Source organism: Haloarcula pelagica (assembly GCF_030127105.1).
GTDB classification, from domain to species: Archaea; Halobacteriota; Halobacteria; order Halobacteriales; family Haloarculaceae; genus Haloarcula; species Haloarcula pelagica.
In genome coordinates this window covers 31,857-51,068 of sequence record NZ_CP126164.1, presented here as the reverse complement: position 1 = coordinate 51,068, position 19,212 = coordinate 31,857, and the positions used below count along the sequence as shown (strand labels likewise).

Sequence of the window (19,212 nt, the reverse complement as noted above, 5' to 3'; positions counted from 1 at the left end):
GTCTGTACATTTCAACCACTTTGGGGTAGTATGGTTTCGGGCATTGGACCATCGACCGCTTCTGGGACCTGGGTGCCACAGCGTCTCCGGGAGCTGGCTAGCTCGTAAGCGTAGCTGCCACGAAATTGAATACTGACCGCGATGGATGTAGTCAAGTCAAATCAACCCGAACTAGATAGACTCATAAGAATAATTTTCAGCTATTAATCTGCTTAAATGGTTTTCGACAGATTAAACTACTCCGGTACAGTTGCTTAGTCAAATGAATCCCGATGATTTTGATAACGGACCGGGATGGATTGACCCATACGAGGATATTCCGTGCTACCAGCCTGCTGGACTCCCACCTGAGCTCACATACAGTGACGATATCCTCCGTGCCTACGGGGATGCACGCTATGCTCTCGGACAGCTCTCGACACTCTACGACGACATCGAGAACGAGAACCTTCTCATCGCGCCGTTTGTCGTCCGGGAAGCGGCGATGAGTTCGCAGATTGAAGGGACTGATGTCACTGTCTCGGATATCGTTCTTCACAATCTCGACGACGATCCTGAGCGCTCAGCAGCCAACCTTCGGGACATCCGTGAAGCGTATAATTACGTCGAAGCAATCCGGACGGGCTTCAACGCCTTGGATGATGGCAGACAGATAGATCAAGAACTCCTCTGTGAGCTCCATGCTTCATTACTCATTGATGTCCGTGGTGAGAACAAGCGCCCGGGTGATATTCGCGATGATATCCCAGTCATGATCGGCCCGGATAACCACGTCGAAAACGCTCGATTCGTCCCGGCAAATCCAAACAGCGTCGCACTACTCCTTGATCAGTTGCTCTCATACATTAGAAATGGGAGTTATCCCCCACTGATCGATATCGCGATTACACACTACCAGTTCGAGACGATTCATCCGTTCCGCGATGGGAATGGCCGATTGGGACGACTCCTCATTATGCTCCAACTGTATCAGGCAAACCTGCTCTCAGAACCGTATCTCTACCTCTCGGCGTATTTCAACCACTATCGAACGGAGTACTTTGACCGTCTCCTCGCGGTGAGCCAGCATGGCCAGTGGGAGTCGTGGATCACGTTCGTCCTGAACGCGATTGCCGAACAGGCTATTGATGCCTATCAGTGTGGTATCGAACTCGTCGCGCTCCGTGCGGACTACCGAAGCCGTTTCCCGAACAGCCCTGCAGTCCGGGATGTCATCGACCATTTGTTCGAAGAGCCATATCTCAAAGCTCCACGGGCCATCGATGCGACCGGTCGCTCACGGCAGGCAGTCTACGACGCGATTGAGAGGCTCAGTGAAGACGGAATCATCGTAGAATTGACTGACAAAGAGCGCAACAGAGTATACAGAGCGCCAGATATTCTCGCTCTCGTCGAATCGCCCTGAACGCCGTCTGAAAACAGTTTCCAGACTGCTTTCTCTATCCAGAAGAGTTTGTCTCCAGCAATCCTACGTCGACAGAGCGATCCACATGTTGTGATACGGTAAGATCCACTCGGCCAGCAGATGCTACTGATAGCCGTCGTCCGTCCTCGGCCCGTGGCAGCTGTCCGACCTAATCCGCTGAACTGACTGACTAGTTAGTCAAAACTCTCTTAACTGACTAGTCAGTAAGTTGGAGTAGCATGAGTTCTGAGAGCACTGCCGAAATCATCGAGGCGACGGGGCGTGCACTCTGCGAGCACGGCTACGCCGACCTCACGATGCAACGCATTGCCGACGAGTCGTCGGTGACCTCGGCGGCTATTCACTACCACTTCGACACCAAAGAAGAGTTGCTGAACGCCTTTCTGGACGACCTACTGGACCGATTCGAATCGCGTCTGGCCTGCGAGGCACGAGACCCACGCGACCGCCTGACAGACTTCCTCGACGCCGTATTCGAGGAGTCCTCATCCGACCACGACGACTTCCCGGTCGCGCTAATGGAGCTGAAGGCCCAGGCACCCTATCACGATCTCTTTCGCGAGCGGTTCGTCGAACTCGACGAAGTCGTCCGTACCGTCGTCGAGACGGCCGTCCGCGACGGCATCGAGGCGGGATACTTCGACGATGCCGACCCCGAAGAAGTAGCCCGGCTCGTTGCCACGATGATTAACGGCGCGCACGTCCGCTCAGTGGCGCTCGGTGAGCGGACCGGGCGGACTCGCGAGACTATCGAACAATCGTTGACCCTGCATCTGGGCTGGACGCCCGGCTCGGAGGTGGCGGCGTGAGCCTGTTCAAAGGACAGGACGAACTGAACCTCACCGATGGGGATATCCTCAAACCGTTGGTGTATCTGTCCCTGCCCATCGTCATAACGAACTTGCTCCAGACGGCCTACAACCTCGCGGACACCTTCTGGCTCGGTCGCTACTCGACGGATGCGCTAGCGGCCATCTCCTTTGGGTTCCCGATGGTCTTCTTGCTCATTTCTCTCGGGATGGGCCTATCAGTAGCAGGGAGTGTTCTTGTGGCCCAACATACTGGCGCTGAGGAGACGCGAAAAGCAGAGTATGCGGCGTCCCAGACGTTCACCTTCGCCTTCGCTGCGTCGTTGATACTCGGGCTTGTCGCGTATCCGTTCGTCCGGCCGTTCCTGGAGTTCCTTGGGGCATCGCCAAGTGTGCTCCCCGGTGCGACGGCTTATATGGAGGTGATCGCACTCGGACTGCCGTTCATGTTCGGCTTCTTCGTGTTCATCTCCCTGATGCGCGGCGCCGGCGACACGATTACGCCGATGCTCGTGATGTTGGGGACGGTTGTCCTCAACGTCATCCTCGACCCATTCCTGATTAACGGGTGGGACGTAGGCCCGATTGCCGTCCCCGAGCTGGGCATCCAGGGGGCGGCCGTCGCGACCGTCTTCTCGCGGAGTCTGGCGATGGCCGTCGGCCTCGCGATCATGCTCTCGGGGAGCCGTGGCATCCAGATTCACGTCTCGGACCTTGTCCCCGACTTCCAGTATCTCAAAAAGATCCTCGAAATCGGCGTCCCGGCAAGCATCGAGGGAACCGGCCGGGCACTCTCCATCAACGCCTTGCTCATCGTCGTCGGCCTGTTCTCGACGACGGTCGTTGCGGCGTTCGGTATCGGGACCCGCGTGTTCTCGGTCATTTTCCTGCCAGCAATCGCCGTTGCCCGTGGTGTCGAGACGATGAGCGGCCAGAACATCGGCGCTGGGAAATACGACCGCGCCGAGGAAGCGAACTATCTCGCAGCCAAGGGGCTGTTTGCCATCCTCGCGTTCATGGGCGTCGTGATATTCCTCGTGCCAGAGCCTATCGTCGCTGTCTTCACGAACGACTCGGCCGTCATCACCGAGGGGGCGACGTTCCTCCGGTACGTCTCGCTCTCCTTTGGGTTCATCGGCATCATGCGCGCCTTTACTGGCGGGTTCCGCGGCGCGGGGAAGACGCTCGTCGCTGCCGCTATCTCCGTCACAACCCTCGCCGTTATCCGACTCCCCATCGCGTACGTCGCGTCCCAATATCGCCTCTCGATTCCGTTCGCCGACGCTATCTTCGGTGTCCGTGGCATCTGGATTGCGTTCTTCATCTCAAATATCGCGGGTGCGACTATCGCGTGGCTGTGGTTCCGCCGCGGGACGTGGCGTGATGGCGATGTGCGCGGGTCCACAGGTTCGGCTGACGCCGACTTCGAGGACGAGTTCGAGACACCGGCAGTAGACGACTGAGCGCCGCCGTCGGTAGCTTACGCGGCGATATCTCAACTATGCACGCCCATAGCGGATTGCCGATTCGACCGGTATGTCGATCTCGTCCGCTCGCTCTCGGATATCACCGATCGCCCGCTCACCGTTCGCTTCGAGCGCCCGCTCGATGAGCTATCTATCGCTGTCTTCGTCCACGGCGAGGCTACCGATATCGACGACGCGTACTGTATGCAATGCACTGTTGTACGTTGTGGCGATGTCCAGCGCGAGATTGAGTGCCCCGGCCGGCGGCGTCACTCCTGTCTGTATAGACAAGTATCTGATCGGATATATCTAAGAGACGGCCATGGCTAAAGTGTATCGATTGTCGCAGTTCTCCTGCGAGTTACGTACGCGTTGCCCCTCGAAACGGAGGAATTGGTGGCCTCGGACACGACACGATGAGCGATTCTCGACTGCCGTTGCGTCACCAGTAGCCATCACTGTTCCTGGCTACGTTGCCACGACTCAATCGTGGTTGCCACGCCTTCGTTGACGGGCGTCTCACAGAGGGGATGGGCCGACGCAGACAGCGCAAGCACGTCTCGAACGGCCCCGTCGGCCTCGGCAAGCCGCAGGTCGATGCCTCGGTGAGCCAACCGCTCGTGCAGATCCGCAAACATATCGGCTGCGGTCAGATCGATCGTCGGTGAGGACCGCATGTCGAATACTACGAGCCGGACTTGCTCGTCGCGCTCGTCAAGGCGCTCCAGCAGATCGTGTCGTACCGTGGGTGCGTTTGCGAAGAACAGCTCCGCGTCGACACGGTAGACGAGTACCCCGGGCACTCGCTCGTCGGCGGGATGCCGGTCAATGTCGGTGAACTCGCCTCCCGTGGTGTCTCGTCCGAGTTCTGCGGTGTGTGGATACGTCGCTCGGCCTAGTACGACCAGTGCAGAGATGACGACCCCGACGAACACGCCATAGAGGAGGCCCACGACGAGCACACTCGTAAGCGCCACTGCGGCTGTGAGAAACTCCCCTCGGTCGACCCGCCATAGCCGTCGCAGTTCGGCGACGTCGACCAGTTTCGTCACTGCGACGATGACCACGCCAGCGAGTGTCGCCTCGGGAAGCGCGGATAGTAAGCCTGTCAAAAATACCAACACGACGATGAGCACGACGGCGACAATCGCGTTTATCGCTTGCGTTCGGCCACCGACCGCATCGTTCAGCGCCGACCGTGACATACTGCCCCCGACGACGAAGCCCTGTGCGAGTCCCGACAGCGTGTTCGTCAGTCCCGTCGCGAGCAGTTCCTGGTCCGGGTCGGCACGGTACTTGTGCCGCTGGGCGAACGTCTCGACAGCGGCCATCCCTTCGACGTACGAGAGGATGAACAACGCCAGTGCCACCGGGAGTAATTGGACGACAGTCGACAGTGTTGTAGTCGGCACAGCGAGTACGGGCAGGCCGCTCGGGACCGCGCCGACGACTGTCACTCCCTGCTCCTCGATGCCCGTCACGGTAACCAGCGCAATAGCGAGCGCCACCACGATGAGTGCTGACGGAAGCCGTGGGGCGTACCGTTCACCGGCCAGCAACAACAGAACCGTCCCGACGCCGACGGCGGCCGTTAGCGGCTGGATGGCAGCGAGGCTGTTCAGGACGAACCAGATTCGTTCGTAGAACTGCCCACTGGCGCTGTCGAGTCCGAGTAGTGTAGGCAGCTGTGTCGAGATAATAAACAGGGCTGCACCAGCGGAAAAGCCAGTCAGCACCGACTCGGAGATGAAGTTCATGACGAAGCCCAGCCGAAACAGCCACGCGACGAACGCTATTGCTCCCACCAGAAGGGTCGTGACGCCGACGAGCGTCACGTACGCTGCCCCACCAGTTGCCACCGCACCGACCTGGGTCGCAAGTAGCACTGCCAGCGCGGAGGTCGGTCCGACGATGACCTGTTTCGAGGTCCCGACTACCAGGTACGCTGTCACGGCGGCGAGACTCGCATAGAGCCCCGTCTCAAGCGGGAGACCGGCGAGTGCGGCATAGGCCATTCCCTCGGGAACCACTGCAGCACCGACCGTGAGACCGGCGACGAGATCCGCTCGCAGCCACCCTGGCTCGTACTCGCGGAGCCACTCGACAATCGGAAGTAGCGTCCCGATGTCGGGGAGACGCATGTGTACGTCTCTGGGGGCTACTCCTGATAGCCGTTCTTCCCAGTAGTATCCCACTCTGACCCACTGCCGAGTCTCACGACCTTTACTTCGATACGGTCGGTACCCGCCGCTCGCCGAGCCACCGCTGGAACCACGCTCGAACGAGCGACCGTGTGGGCTGATAATGCCTCACTAGCAACACTTCACCGTCGAATCGCTCTCCAACTGTCTCAGGCACGTCCCCGAAGAGGGCACGACTCAGAAGTCCCTGACGGGTCGCCCCCATCACTATCGTATCGACCTCGTGCTCGCTAGCATAGGCCAGAATTGTGTCGGTCACATCGGCACCGTCCAACAGCTCGGCGTCAACCGCTATTCCTTGCGCTTCGAGCATCGACTGGCGCGAGTCGAGATACGGTTGCCCGACGGGCGCGTCCGGCCCGACGGTGAGCAGCGTGAGTTTGCCGTCCACGGCCTCGACGAACCCCCCTGCGATTCCCTCGGCTCGCTCGCTGTGGGGCCCGCCGTCGGTCGGCACCAGCACCCGCCGTGGATGTTCGGTACCGCTCGATTTCGCGACGACGACGTCACAGGGCGCCTCTTCGACGACGTAGTCGATGGTCGAGCCCAGGACGTACTCACGCCGCCGGCGTTGCCCTCGCCAGCCAAGCAACACCTGATCGCTGTCGTACTGCTGAGCGAGACTGACGATGCTCCGGCCGGCCGTTCGACCGATGGTGACCGTCCGGTGAGCAGGCACGTCGTCCGGGACGCCCGCTAGCGCCTCGTCGAGCCACTCCCGTTCGTTCTCGACGTAGGATTCACCCTCTTCCAGCGGTGTTTGGACGGGAATCGTCACAACTGTCGTGACGAGCAGCTCGCTGTCGGTCTGGCGAGCCAGCGTCGTCGCCAATTCGAGAAGCCGGTGGGCGGTATCGGGATTCGCAATCGGGACGAGAATCTGATTCGGTCGTCCGGCGGCGCTGCGTTCTTCTGAGAGGACCCGCACCTCGGACGCGAGTTCTGTCCGCCGAATCCGGCCCTGCGAGTAGACGAGAAACACCACGAGACCGGTGAGAATCCAGCCGACAGCGAGCAGCCACGCCAGCGGGCTGTAGTTGAAAAAGTAGATCGCCAGAAAGAGCTTCGTGAGGATTCCGACGATAGGGACGTACGGGAAGTACGGCGAGATGTAGCCGTATTCGAGTTCCTCTCCCTGTTCGCGGCGAATGCGAATCATCGAGTAGTTCACTTGCAGGAACAGGAGGAGAAACATGAGGTCGGTGGCGGCTGCGACCTGTGCCAGCGGCAGTGAGACGGCCATCACAGCGATGAGTGCGCCGCTTAGGACGATGGAGATGTGCGGCGTCTGGTGGTCCGGGTGAATCCGCTCGAATGCGTCGGGGAAGACGCTGTCTTTACCCATCGCGTACCCAACGCGGGAACTGGAGAACGTCGTCGCGTTGAGTGCGGCCAGCGACGAGAGGATGCCGGTCACCAGAATGATGAGCGTCCCGAACGGCAGGAACTGACCGGCAGCCTGTGCAAGCCCGAACTCACCGAGATGACCCAGTACCTGCCACCCCGTCGGGTCAGCTGGCAACGCCTCGACCGTACTACCGCCGATGCTATCGGTCGTACGGGCGGTTTCCAGCAGCTCCGGGGTCAGTTCGACACCACCAATGAGGACAGCTCCAACCAGCACGTAGATGGTGACCACGACGAACATCGAGTAGAACACCGCCTTCGGGATGTTTTCCCTCGGGTTCACCACTTCTCGACCCGACTGGACGATAATCTCGTAGCCTTCGAATGCGATGAACGTCAGCCCCATCGCCAGGAAGACCCCACCGGCACCGTTCGGAAAAAACGGCTCGAAGTTCGCCGCTGTAATCTGTGGGCGTCGGAACATCGCCGCCACGCCGGCGACAATGAACGCGACGATGATGAGCAATTGCAGGAACGTGACTAGGTTCTCCGCGCGACTCGTCTCTTTCGCGCCGCGGTAGTTGATATAGGTGAAGACGGCTGCCGCCACAATCGCAAAACCCTGCTGGAGCTGTGTGTCACCGAGTCCGAGCGTAATCCCGAAATACTCTGTCAGAATGAGCGTGACGAACGAGCCGAAACTGAGGATGTACAGTGAGCCGGCGACGGCGTGGGCGAACCAGCTCATCCAGCCCGAGAGGAACGCCTGCGAGCGGCCCAGTGCCGTCCGAACCCAGAGATAGCCCCCGCCCGGTTCCGGGATGGCGCTGCCGAGTTCGGCGTACACCATCCCCGTGAAGATGGTGATGAAGCCGTTCAGCGCAAACGCGAGGATCAATGCGGGGCCGGACTCACCGGCAGCGAGCCCGCTCAACACGAAGATGCTCCCGCCGATCATCGCCCCGACGCCGATGAACGTTACGTCCAGCAGGGTTAGTTCGCGAGCGAAGTCCGCACCTCCTTCGGCATCGCTAGCCATCGGCGCTCTCCTCTCGTTGGGTCGTCCGGGCTTCAGCGAGACGCTCGACGGTGCGACGGCCGCGGAGGACCGTGTACGAAAGCGCCCCCCACGCCAGAACCGTCAGCGCGACACCCAAGAGGACATCTGTGCCCGGCACGGCCGCTCACTCCGGCTCGCTCCCTGGCCCCAGCGGGGCTGGCTGTGCAGGCGTGTGTGCTATGGCGGACACTAGCTTGGGTCCGTCTGCTCGTCGGGACTGCTCCTGCATACTGGTGTGATTCGGAACGAACGAACAAATATAGTGTCTACATACTGGCAACTCGACGGACCGACAGACCTGTTTGCTGGGCTTACCGGGGTGTCGTAGCCAGCTTGTTGTAGAGCCACGCGAACGCCAGCCCACCGCTGAGGCCATCAAGGAAAGCCCAGCTCGCGCCGACGACGAGCCCGGTTGCTGTCTCGTCGTATCCTCGGTAGACATCGGCCAACAACTGTTCCCACCGTTGCCCCCAGCCGACGCGGGCAGTGAGGCCAAGCGCGACCACGCCGCCTGCCCAGAGAAGGCCACACGCGATGCCAAATGCCCGTACGTCGAGCGGCGCTGTCTCGCTGCTCATACAGTGGCTTGGTCAGGACAATGCATTGTTTTCTGTAGACTAGCGACGGGTGTCGGGGCTTTCGACGACCGCACCGCAGGAACACATTTGTCAGTAGAATATAAATTGTGGATATGGGCGACCGAATCGGCCTCAGTGAATCCGTCGCGATGGCCGTCGGCGGGATGGTCGGTGGCGGCATCTTCGCCGTGTTGGGCGTAGTCGCCGCACAGGCTGGCACCGCCGCATGGTTTGCCTTCCTCGTGTCGGGGGTTGTCGCTCTCGCTGCCGGGTACTCCTTCGTCAGACTGAACGCGGTCGTCCCGGAACCGACGAGCCCCGTCGCGCTCATCGAGACAGTCACCGGAAACACGACCCTTGCCGGGATGATGGGGTGGACGTTCGTCATCGGCTACGTCGGTACGATGGGGCTCTACGCCTACGCGTTCGGGAGTTACTTCGTCGGTCTCGTTGGCAGCAGTACGGTCGGCCCCATCCCGCTTCGCCCACTCGTTTCGGCCGCTGTCGTCGTGGTCTTCATCGGTATCAACGTGCTCGGGGCACATGCCTCGGGCCGCACCGAAGATACGCTGGTCGGTCTCAAAGTGTTGATTCTGCTCGGCTTCTGCGGCGGCGGGCTCTACTACGGCGTCACGCGTGGCCAGTTGACACTCGGCCTCGACCAGTTCGGTGTCGGTCCGGCCGTCGCCGGGGCGATAGCTTTCGTCGCCTTCGAAGGGTGGGAACTGCTGCTGTTCGACCAGGAGAGTATTCGGAACCCGCGAGAGACGGTTCGGACCGCGATTTTCGTCTCGATACCCTTCGTAACGGCGCTCTATATGCTGGTGGCACTCGTCACGACGACCTTACTCCCGGCGGCACGTATCCAAGCCGATGCCGAGACGGCACTCGCAGTCGCTGCAGAGCCGGTCTTCGGGACGGTAGGCTTCTTGCTGATAGGCATCGCCGCCTTATTTTCGACGGCGAGCGCGCTCAACGCGACGCTGTTCAGTACCGCCCGCCTAGTTCGGCAGTTAGCCACCGAAGAGATGCTTCCGAGTCGCCTGACGACATCGGGCGGGGAACCCGTTCGGTCACTCGCCCTGTTGGGCGGACTCACGGTACTGCTCTCCGCGTTCGGGAGTCTCGATGCGATTAGTTCGTTCGCATCGCTCGCGTTCGTCACGATATTCGGGCTGGGTAGCTATCTCGCGTTCCAACACCGTTCTGACTCCCGCTGGTCTGCGGTCGGTCCGGCCCTGGGCACCGTCGGGGCGATAGCTACTATCTGTGCGCTCTGTTGGTATCTCCTGACCCAGGAATTCGGGACGTTCGTTGTCGTCTTAGCCCTCGTCGTGTCGGTCGTCCTTCTCGAACTGGTATACTTCGAACGACAACCGCTCGAGCGAACTCTGTTGGAGTAATAGGCCGTGGATATAAAAACTATCTGACTTGTTAACACCTACAAAATTTTATATATGGGGCCGATAAATAGATACTGAAGGCACATGTACGAGACCATTCTGTTCCCGACTGACGGGAGCGACGGAGCCGACGCAGCGCTCGAACACGCCGTAGACCATGCCAGACAGTACGATGCGACGCTCCACGTCCTGTTCGTGGCAGACACTGATGCTGTCCATTCCGGTATGGTCGGTGAAGAACACGACGGCGTGGCACAATCCGAGATGGTCGGAGAGGAACACGAGCAAGAACAGCCGTCTGGGCTCGTCAACGAAGAGCACGAGGACGCGGTCACCGCACACGCCGAGCAGGTTGTGAGTGACACCGCCGATGCTATCGACGACGACGTTGCCGTCGAAACTGCGGTCTGGAGCGGCAATCCATTCAAACGGATTCTCGACTATTCGGATGAATCCGACGCAGACCTCATCGTGATGGGGACCCACGGCCGGACCGGTGTCGACCGATATCTCCTCGGTAGTGTGACCGAGAAGGTGGTGCGAGCGGCGGATGCCCCTGTACTCACTGTGCGGTTGGGGAATCCGGAGTAGCTGATTCAACTGAAGCGGTAGCACGCAAAACGGCAGCACGCACGTTTAATAGTCGCGACCCCATTCATACGGATAGAAACTGTATGGGATGCAAGGTCGATACGCTGGCTGATCGGTACGACCTCACGGCGCCGGGGTCGGCCGACCACTCTCTCGACGAGTATCTCGTCACTCGCTGGACCGGCCGCGACGGTCGGTCAGCCGACGGCTACAAATCGCTCACAGAGTGGTTCAACAAACGACTTCTCAAGGAGCTATACGCACAAGCGGACCGCGAGACGCTGGGCGTCCATCTGGACCGGGAGTACGAACTCCTCACCGGTGACGACGACGTAGCGCGTGACGAACTGGCGGCCGCGCTTGCTGCTGACGGACTCGACATCGAGCGCATCGAGAGCGAACTCATCTCCTGGAGTACGATGCGCCATCACCTCAAGGGCTGTCTCGATGCCGAGAAAGACACTGGCGAGGCGAAGACAGACTGGGAGGCGAATACCGTAGAAGTCGCCCGACAGCGAACCGAAGAGAAGGCACAGTCTGTCCTCTCCTCGCTCGCCTCAAAAGAACGACTCGTCGATGCCGAAGCAGCTGAAGTGGACGTTCAGGTCAAGCTCGGCTGTTCGGACTGCTCGGTCCGGGTCCCGTTCGACGAGGCGGTCGAACGCGGGTACGTCTGTGAACAGCATGTCTCGCTCGAAGAGGAGGACGGCACTGTCGAGAGCTGGAAGAATACGCTCTCGGCGGTTATTACGCCCTATGGTGCGGCTGAAGCAGCTCAGGGCCTCTTGCTCGATGGGCCGTTCCTCATGGAGACACTCCTCTTGCCGGCACTGTGAACATGACGTGGCAACTCACAGTCGAGAACATCGCCGGGATTCGTACCGCAGACGAAGCTATCGAACCCGGCGTCAACGCCGTCCGAGCGAGCAACTGGCAGGGCAAGTCGAGTTTTCTGCGCGGCATCAAAACTGCGTTGGGGACCGAGACCCCCCTTACCGAAGGTGCCGACCACGGCCTGGTCGAACTCGATACTGACGACGACACGTTCGAAGTGCGACTCGAACGGGATGGCACGGCGGTTCGCCGCCGCGGGAACCCGTATCTCTCGTCCGAATACGACCGCATCTGTGCTGACCTCTTTGCGTTCCTCGACGAGAACAACGCTGTTCGAAAGGCAGTTCGGGACGACGAACCGCTGGAGCCGCTGCTCACGAAGCCACTGGATTTCGAGGATATCGACAGCCAGATAGCCGACCTGCAATCCGAACGGGAGCAGGTCGAACGCGAACTCGAACGGGCAGACGATGCGGCGGAGCGGTTGCCGAAACTGCAGGAACGAGTGACTGACCTCGAAGCCGACCTGGAAGAGCTGCGAACTGAACGGGCGTCGCTCGATGCCGAGACCAGCGACACCGATACCCGGGCGGAACTGAGCGACCTCCGTGCCGAGCGGGAACGCGTGCAGCGACGCATCGACCGGCTGGAGCAGACTGTCGAGCGCGTCGAAGACCGACTCGCCGAGAACCGCACGGAACTCTCCGAGCACACCGTGCCGGACGCGGGTGATATCGAGTCGGAGTTAGCGCGCGTCCGCGACCGACTCCACGCACTCGAACGGGACCGAGAGCTGTTACAGGGCGTCTTCGAGGCCAACAAGCGGGTACTCGACGCTGACCGAACCGAGTTACTGACCGACGTGTCTCGGGATCTCCTCGGTGACAGCGTCGAATGTTGGGTCTGTGGAACGGAAACAGAGCGTGACGAAATAACAGATAAGCTCGACGCACTCGACGCACGAATCACGGAGCTACGACAGGAGGAATCCGAATACCAGACGCGGGTCGAAGAACTCGAAACTCGCCGTGACGAGGTCCGCACGGCTCGCCGACGGGAAACGGACCTGACCGACCGTATCGGCGAGTTGGAAGCGTCGCTCGCCGAGAAAACCGACGACCTCGCTGGGGCCCGTGACCGGTTGGCCGACCTAGAGGCTCGCATCGACGACGTTGCGGACTCCGTGGAGACGGAAACTGACCGACTCACCGATATCGAGAGCGATATCAAATACACCGAAGCCGAACTCGAAGACGCACGTGAGGAACTCGCCGACGCCGAGTCCCGTGCCGAACAACGCCAGATGCTCAGTGAGGAGTACGACGACCTCACAGATGAAATAGCTGCACTCCGAAACCGCAAAGACGAGGTCAAACGCGAACTCCGGGAGTCGTTCTCGGCGGCGCTCGGAGAGCTGTTCGAGCGATTCGATACCGGCTTCGAGATGGCTCGCCTGACCAGCACGTTCGACCTCGTCGTCGCTCGCGACGGGCGCGAGACGACGCTCGATGCCCTCAGTGAGGGCGAACGGGAGTTGTTGGGGTTCGTCGTCGCACTGGCCGGTCACGAGGCCTACGACGTGGGTGAGCGCGTTCCGGTGTTACTCCTTGATGGGTTGGGAAGTCTCGCCAGCGACAACATCGCCACGTTCGTCGAGTATACCGCCGGCCGGGTGACGTATCTCGTCTTGACCGCCTATCCGGAACACGACGGTTTCGAGGCGAACGAACTCTCTCCCTCGGATTGGGATGTTGTCTCTCATCGGGCCGAACCCAAGGCGTAACGTTGGCCCATTGTGTGGCCTTCTCGACTCGTGATACCGTGTAACACGTTCTCGCCAGATTTATATTTTCAGTCGCTCTACCCAGCAAACGCGATGAGCAAGTTTACCGAGGCCCACCAGCGGGGCGTCGATGCGTTCACGCAGAGTCTCCTGCACAAAGAGCAGACGTGTAGCAACTGTGGGTTCCACGACACAGTCCTCCACAGTGATTGGCGGACGCACGTCGAGACGGACCACCGGTCTGGACACATTCAGTACCAGCTCACGTGCCCGGACTGTCAGACCGAGGAAGTGCTCGATATCGACATCTGAATGCACAGACGCTGCTGGAGTAGCTCCAGGTCTGGCGTACAGTGACAACCACAAAGCCATTGTTAGCAGTCCGTACAAAGCGGGTGGCGTAGCCGCTCCCGAGTGGCGACGGCAAAACGGAAGGGTTGATAACGACTTACTCGTAGATTCAGGTACGCGAATGCCAGACCAACGGGTAGCCTCAGTGCTCGAGGACCCAGCGATGCGTGAAGCTATCACGACGGTGTTCGAGCGCAGTGACGACGGAAGCGAATCACTACAATGGCGGGACGTAAGCGATACGCTGTCCAGTGAAGAATGGGGGCGTCTCATCCGGGACGGGCTCCTCGTCAGTGACGGTGCTGGATTCAGCGTCGCTAATCCCGACAGGGTAGGGGAGATACTCCGACAGACTGAATCGGCCGAGGCAACTGCGGAGGCGAATGACATAGATGTCGAACCGTGGGCGTGGTACGACAAAGCGGCCGGACTGGCGACCCTCTTTCTCTTTGCCGGCTACTGGAACACTGGCATCAGAGATATGATCGCGTCGTTCGACGATCTACTTCTCGCGCCAGTCACTGACGCACTGCCGTTCTTCGCCGTCGTCATCGTACTCTCAGTCGTTACCGGACTGTATTCGACCATGTTGCAGGCTCGGCTGCAAGACACCGAGACAATGCGGGCGTATCAGGAGCGGATAACCGAATTGAAAGAACGCAAGGAAGCTGCCAAGGAACGCGGAGACGACGATGTGGTCGAAGACATCCAAGCAGAACAGATGGAAGCTGTCGGTGACCAACTCGGGATGTTCAAACTGCAATTCCGGCCGATGGTCTGGATAATGCTCCTTACTATCCCGGTGTTCCTCTGGCTCAGGTGGAAGGTCCGCGGTGGTCACCTCGGCCCCAATGAGACCGGGCTGGTCGTTCCCATCGCCGGTGCGGTCGGTTGGCAAGAGCCGCTGCTCGGACCTATGACGACCTGGATTGTCTGGTACTTTCTCTGTTCGATGGTAGCGCGTCAGATCATTCAGAAGGCGCTCGATATTCAGTTGTCCCACTCACCGTCCAATTAACAGGGGCTAAGTGATTGTCAAAAATGCTCGATAGCACGAAGGCGAAACTGATTAGCGAGACGCCGACGCGGTGATGAGTGGATGACTCCGCTACGCCAGCGTCTCCAGTCACCGGTATCGCTTGTCGTATTCACCATCGGAATTACCCTCCTAATTCTGGGCGCAGTGGGTGCACTGGCAGACACGCACCCAAGGTTCGGTGTCTCTGGATGGGGGCTGTATACTGATAAGAACTTGGAGATCATCGGCGTGCTTACTGGCAGTGTCGCGCTGCTCGGTGAATCGGTCCTCACACCGGGAGACCGTGACACCCCTTCTACCCGAGCTCACGCAACGGTGTACATTACCGAACCGCTACAGGAGACACTCCTTTCATTTGCCGCTGAGGCAGAACCGGACAGGGTCTCATTCGGTCTCGCGGTCACACCCGCTGGCGAACTCACATCCTGTGATGATGTTCATGATCAGACCCCAGTGTTTTCAGATCTCTATCTCCCCGAACAGCCGAACTCGGTGAGCTCCGTTTTCGGTATAGACCTGGAAACCCCACCGCAGCGCACACAAGGACGATTTCTCTCCCACCCCCGCTCAGCTCTAGAGGTGACCAAGCGTGACGACTTACACGAAGTCGTCTTCGTGGCAGTGCCACCATGGGACGAGGATTCAATCGCGGTGTTTGATCGGGCAGGTCGACGCCGTCGCCTCGAAACGGTAGATGCAACGGCGAACCCGGACTTCCCTGAACCAGTAGACATTTGAAAGCCCACGCCAGAGTTGGCTACAACCAACACGTCAGTCGTGGTCATCGGCAGCGATACGAACGCGCCACTGGGGAGCGCTGTCTGTGCCCACCCCGGCGTGGAGGAAACCACAAGCATGACCCATACTGCTCGCCGCCGGTACAGCTGTGAGTTTGGTATCGTCTCCTGGCCGTTAGCTGGAGGACAGCGATGAGCTGGAAAGATGTCGCGGAACCCGTCTTGGTCCGGATGCCAGCCGTCCGCAAGCCGGAGCGACACATACCTTTCAAGCGGAAACTCGCCTGGACGGCCGGCGTACTCGTCCTCTATTTCTTCCTGACGAACGTGATGTTGTTCGGGCTCGATATCACCCGTGACCAGGCCGTGTTCGGCCGCTTTAGCTCGATTCTCGCGTCCGGTCAGGGATCGGTGCTGCAACTCGGTATCGGTCCCATCGTCACTGCGAGCATCGTCTTGCAGCTGCTCGGTGGCGCGAATCTCCTCGGTCTCGATACGCAGAACGACCCGCGCGACCAGATTCTCTACCAGGGCCTGCAGAAGTTGCTGGTGCTGGTGATGATTTGCTTCACCGGCTTGCCGATGGTCTTTGCCGGGAACTTCCTACCGGTGGATACGCAAGTGGCCCAGTCCCTTGGCGTCGGGACGTTCACCGTCCAGTGGCTAATCTTCGCACAGATGTTCGCCGGCGGCGTCCTCATCCTCTTCATGGACGAGGTCATCTCCAAGTGGGGCGTTGGCTCCGGTATCGGCCTGTTCATCGTCGCTGGTATCAGCCAGCGTCTCGTCGGCGGACTTCTCACACATCCGGCTATCGGTGGTCAGCAACTCGGCATCATTCCCACATGGATTCAGATGGCGACAGGCGAGATCCCCATCGGCTCTGTGTTCAGCCCCGATGGACTCCAGGTGCTCCTGTTCACACAAGGCCAGTTGCTCCAACTGTTCACGACGCTCCTCATATTCGCCGTCGTCGTCTACGCTGAGTCCGTACGCGTCGAAATCCCGCTTTCCAACGCACGGGTCAAGGGTGCGCGTGGGAGATTTCCGGTGAAACTCATCTACGCCAGCGTTTTGCCGATGATATTTGTCCGCGCGATACAGGCCAATATCCAGTTCCTCGGGCGCATCTTACGAGCGCAGTTGACAAGTATGCCCGCGTGGCTGGGCGTCTACGCGAACGGGCAGCCGGTCAGCGGGCTGTTCTACTATCTCGCACCTATCCAGTCCCCCCGAGACTGGATGTGGTTCATCGGTGGCGTGACCCAACCCGTCTGGAAAGTGCTGCTTCGGATGGGTATCGACCTCACGTTTATGATTGTCGGTGGCGCTATCTTCGCCGTCTTCTGGGTCGAGACGGCCGACATGGGTCCCGCGTCGACGGCACAGCAGATTCACAATTCGGGGATGCAGATTCCCGGCTTCCGTCAGAACGTCGGTGTCATCGAGAAGGTCCTTGAACGATACATCCCACAGGTCACCGTGCTGGGCGGAGCGCTAGTTGGTGTCCTTGCCGTACTCGCGAATATGCTCGGTACCATCGGCGGCGTCGGAGGGACGGGCCTGCTGCTGACGGTCTCCATCACGTACAAACTGTACGAGGAGATAGCCGAAGAGCAGCTCATGGAGATGCACCCCATGATGCGCCAGCTGTTCGGGTAATGTCGGGCTGGCCCACCTACCTGTTGAACAGATATACCCGACTCGAACGAGAAGATGACGCTGCATGAGTGACGGAGGCTTTAGCCTCACCGAGGCTATCTCGATAGCACTCGGTGGCATGATCGGTGGCGGTATCTACGCCGTCCTGGGCGTCGTGACACAGATTACGGGCGCAGCGACGTGGTTTGCGTTCGTTCTCGCCGGGATTGTCGCGCTGTCCGCGGCCTACTCGTATATCGGCCTCAACGAACTCGTTGCAGACCAAGACGGACAGGGCGGTGGCTCAGTGACGTTCGTCCAGTCGTTTACCGGAAACTCGGACATCGCCGGGATGGTCGGCTGGACGTTACTGGTCGGATACATCGGGTCGATGGCGATGTATGCGTTCGCCTTCGGGGAGTTCGCAGTGGCACTCCCCCTCGTTCCGGCCGCAGTGGCTGGCCTGCCGCTTCGACCGATTATCTCGGCCCTTGCTGTCGCGGGTTTCGTCGGGTTGAATCTGCTCGGTACACGTGCCACTGGCTCTACGGAGAACGTACTCGTCAGTGTCAAAGTCGTCATCTTGGTCGCTCTCGGCATCGGTGGCGTCCTCTATGCCGTCACTATCTCGACCGAGCCGGTGCAGTTCGGGACCGACCAGTTCACCACAGTGAGCCCGATTATGGCGGCGGCGATCTCCTTTGTCGCCTTTCAGGGATGGCAGTTGCTCTTCTACGATCAGGAGAGTATGGACGACCCCCTCGACCAGATTCCGACGGCCATCTACATCGCAATCCCTGTCGCCGTGTTCATCTACGTCGTCGTCGCGGTCGCGACGTTCGCGCTTGCCCCGCTGGCACTGCAGGCCCATCCCCATACGGCCCTGACCGAAGCCGCGTCGACTATCGCCGGCGTGGTCGGACTGGCCGCTGTTGGCGGCGTGGTGTTGTCCGTCTCCGCGCTCTTCTCAACTGGGTCAGCGATCAACGCGACCCTCTTCTCTGCGGGGTACTTCGCGAAGGGGATGCTATCGGACGACCTCCTGCCGGATCGCGTCGGTGATTCGAGCGTGAGCGGTGTGCCGAGCCGTACGTTGCTTTTGCTCGGTCTCGTGACGGTCGTGTTCACGATTTACGGGAGCCTCGAAGCGATAACCTCGTTTGCATCGCTTGCTTTCATCGTCGTTTTCGGTTCGATGAGTGCACTGGCATTCTCTCGTCGGGACTCGGATCAGATACACCCAGTTCCCCCCGCTGTTGGTGTCGTCGGTACTATCGGGTTCTTCATACTCATGTTCTATCACCTGTACGTAGCTGAGCGTGGGACATTCTACGCGGTACTGCTAATAGCTGTGGCAATTCAGCAGTAGAAGCGCTCTACTTCGAACGACGTGTGATAGAGGAGAAAATCCCCTATATTCAGCCCGAATCGTAGCAGTCGACCAATTAGGCCTGCCTCTCTCAGCGCCACACGATTTCTCTGTCGTTTCATGTGGGTAGCCCCTAAAGACGCGACCCAAAACAACACCTAAGCCTCTGTTAACATGTTCTCGTTTCGGGAGTTATAGTATCATGGAGCGCGTGTTTGTCTGCATGGATAGAGAGAATAACCTCCCAAGACCGCCGGCTGACCTCCCCGACCATCTCACGGCTGACCTACAGGACGCTTCTGTTCACGACCTCCGGGAGAGTGTGATGTACGCACAGGAGCTATTACAGTACCATCATAAGCCGACCGAGCAGATTGAGCCGCTACCGGGTGAAGAGATCGTCGAGGTCCACGGCGACGGTGACCGGTTCACCGTCATAAAACGGCAGCCCTGTACCGATGGCTGTGCAGACTGTCCGCATGGCCCGTACGTCTACGAGGTACGACGCGAGAAACGACCCAACGGTGAGACACACTTTCACTGGGAGTTCATGGGTCTGTACGCCGAAGAGGAATGA

General features: G+C 59.7%; 17 protein-coding genes. 13 read left to right on the top strand and 4 right to left on the bottom strand.

The features are described 5' to 3' along the window. The first annotated feature begins 262 nt into the window (after positions 1-262). The 3 genes from P1L40_RS22720 (at position 263) to P1L40_RS22710 (ending at position 3,698) form a co-directional block, all read left to right on the top strand. On the top strand, positions 263-1,405 hold the full coding sequence (locus P1L40_RS22720) for a Fic family protein (protein ID WP_284011853.1): 1,143 nt from the start codon (positions 263-265) through the stop codon (positions 1,403-1,405). 239 nt (positions 1,406-1,644) lie between these two features. Beyond that, on the top strand, positions 1,645-2,235 hold the full coding sequence (locus P1L40_RS22715; protein ID WP_284011852.1) for a TetR/AcrR family transcriptional regulator: 591 nt from the start codon (positions 1,645-1,647) through the stop codon (positions 2,233-2,235). Beyond that, the gene (locus tag P1L40_RS22710) at positions 2,232-3,698 is read left to right on the top strand and encodes an MATE family efflux transporter (protein ID WP_284011851.1); all 1,467 of its coding nucleotides are present in this window, start codon (positions 2,232-2,234) and stop codon (positions 3,696-3,698) included. Before P1L40_RS22715 ends, P1L40_RS22710 begins: the two co-directional genes overlap by 4 nt. Positions 3,699-4,156: 458 nt before the next feature. On the opposite strand, the gene P1L40_RS22705 is transcribed toward P1L40_RS22710, so the two are convergent. From P1L40_RS22705 to P1L40_RS22690, 4 genes are all read right to left on the bottom strand, one after another. Then, the gene (locus P1L40_RS22705; RefSeq protein WP_284011850.1) at positions 4,157-5,842 is read right to left on the bottom strand and encodes a SulP family inorganic anion transporter; all 1,686 of its coding nucleotides are present in this window, start codon (positions 5,840-5,842) and stop codon (positions 4,157-4,159) included. 82 nt (positions 5,843-5,924) lie between these two features. After that, positions 5,925-8,288: an amino acid permease gene (locus P1L40_RS22700; RefSeq protein WP_284011849.1), complete on the bottom strand. Its 2,364-nt coding sequence runs from the start codon at positions 8,286-8,288 to the stop codon at positions 5,925-5,927. Continuing rightward, entirely contained in the window at positions 8,281-8,427 is a 147-nt protein-coding gene (locus P1L40_RS22695) for a hypothetical protein (protein WP_284011841.1), read from the bottom strand. The genes P1L40_RS22700 and P1L40_RS22695 overlap by 8 nt, the downstream gene beginning before the upstream one ends. Positions 8,428-8,620: 193 nt before the next feature. Further along, on the bottom strand, positions 8,621-8,887 hold the full coding sequence (locus P1L40_RS22690) for a bacteriophage holin (RefSeq protein WP_284011840.1): 267 nt from the start codon (positions 8,885-8,887) through the stop codon (positions 8,621-8,623). 113 nt (positions 8,888-9,000) lie between these two features. Here P1L40_RS22690 and P1L40_RS22685 point away from each other — a divergent pair, with 113 nt between their 5' ends. The 10 genes from P1L40_RS22685 (at position 9,001) to P1L40_RS22640 (ending at position 19,212) form a co-directional block, all read left to right on the top strand. Next, a complete protein-coding gene (locus P1L40_RS22685; protein WP_284011839.1) occupies positions 9,001-10,290 on the top strand; it encodes an APC family permease in 1,290 nt (429 codons plus the stop codon). An 84-nt stretch (positions 10,291-10,374) separates the two neighbouring features. Further along, positions 10,375-10,881: a universal stress protein gene (locus tag P1L40_RS22680; protein WP_284011838.1), complete on the top strand. Its 507-nt coding sequence runs from the start codon at positions 10,375-10,377 to the stop codon at positions 10,879-10,881. An 83-nt stretch (positions 10,882-10,964) separates the two neighbouring features. After that, complete coding sequence (gene rdfA, locus P1L40_RS22675; protein ID WP_284011837.1) at positions 10,965-11,717, top strand: rod-determining factor RdfA; 753 nt, start codon at positions 10,965-10,967, stop codon at positions 11,715-11,717. Positions 11,718-11,719: 2 nt separating this feature from the next. Continuing rightward, the gene (locus tag P1L40_RS22670) at positions 11,720-13,498 is read left to right on the top strand and encodes an archaea-specific SMC-related protein (protein ID WP_284011836.1); all 1,779 of its coding nucleotides are present in this window, start codon (positions 11,720-11,722) and stop codon (positions 13,496-13,498) included. Between the two features lie 93 nt (positions 13,499-13,591). Beyond that, positions 13,592-13,810 carry a hypothetical protein gene (locus P1L40_RS22665; RefSeq protein ID WP_284011835.1) on the top strand — a complete coding sequence of 73 codons (219 nt, stop codon included), beginning with the start codon at positions 13,592-13,594 and terminating at the stop codon, positions 13,808-13,810. 160 nt (positions 13,811-13,970) lie between these two features. After that, positions 13,971-14,867, top strand: coding sequence for a DUF106 domain-containing protein (locus tag P1L40_RS22660; protein WP_284011834.1), 897 nt, complete (start codon positions 13,971-13,973; stop codon positions 14,865-14,867). Positions 14,868-15,209: 342 nt separating this feature from the next. Beyond that, positions 15,210-15,626, top strand: a complete 417-nt coding sequence (locus P1L40_RS23785; RefSeq protein ID WP_284011888.1) for a JAB/MPN domain protein-containing protein — start codon at positions 15,210-15,212, stop codon at positions 15,624-15,626. Between the two features lie 191 nt (positions 15,627-15,817). Continuing rightward, entirely contained in the window at positions 15,818-17,287 is a 1,470-nt protein-coding gene (secY, locus tag P1L40_RS22650) for a preprotein translocase subunit SecY (protein WP_284011848.1), read from the top strand. Positions 17,288-17,351: 64 nt separating this feature from the next. Then, on the top strand, positions 17,352-18,635 hold the full coding sequence (locus P1L40_RS22645) for an APC family permease (protein WP_284011847.1): 1,284 nt from the start codon (positions 17,352-17,354) through the stop codon (positions 18,633-18,635). A gap of 202 nt (positions 18,636-18,837) precedes the next feature. After that, on the top strand, positions 18,838-19,212 hold the full coding sequence (locus tag P1L40_RS22640; protein ID WP_284011832.1) for a hypothetical protein: 375 nt from the start codon (positions 18,838-18,840) through the stop codon (positions 19,210-19,212).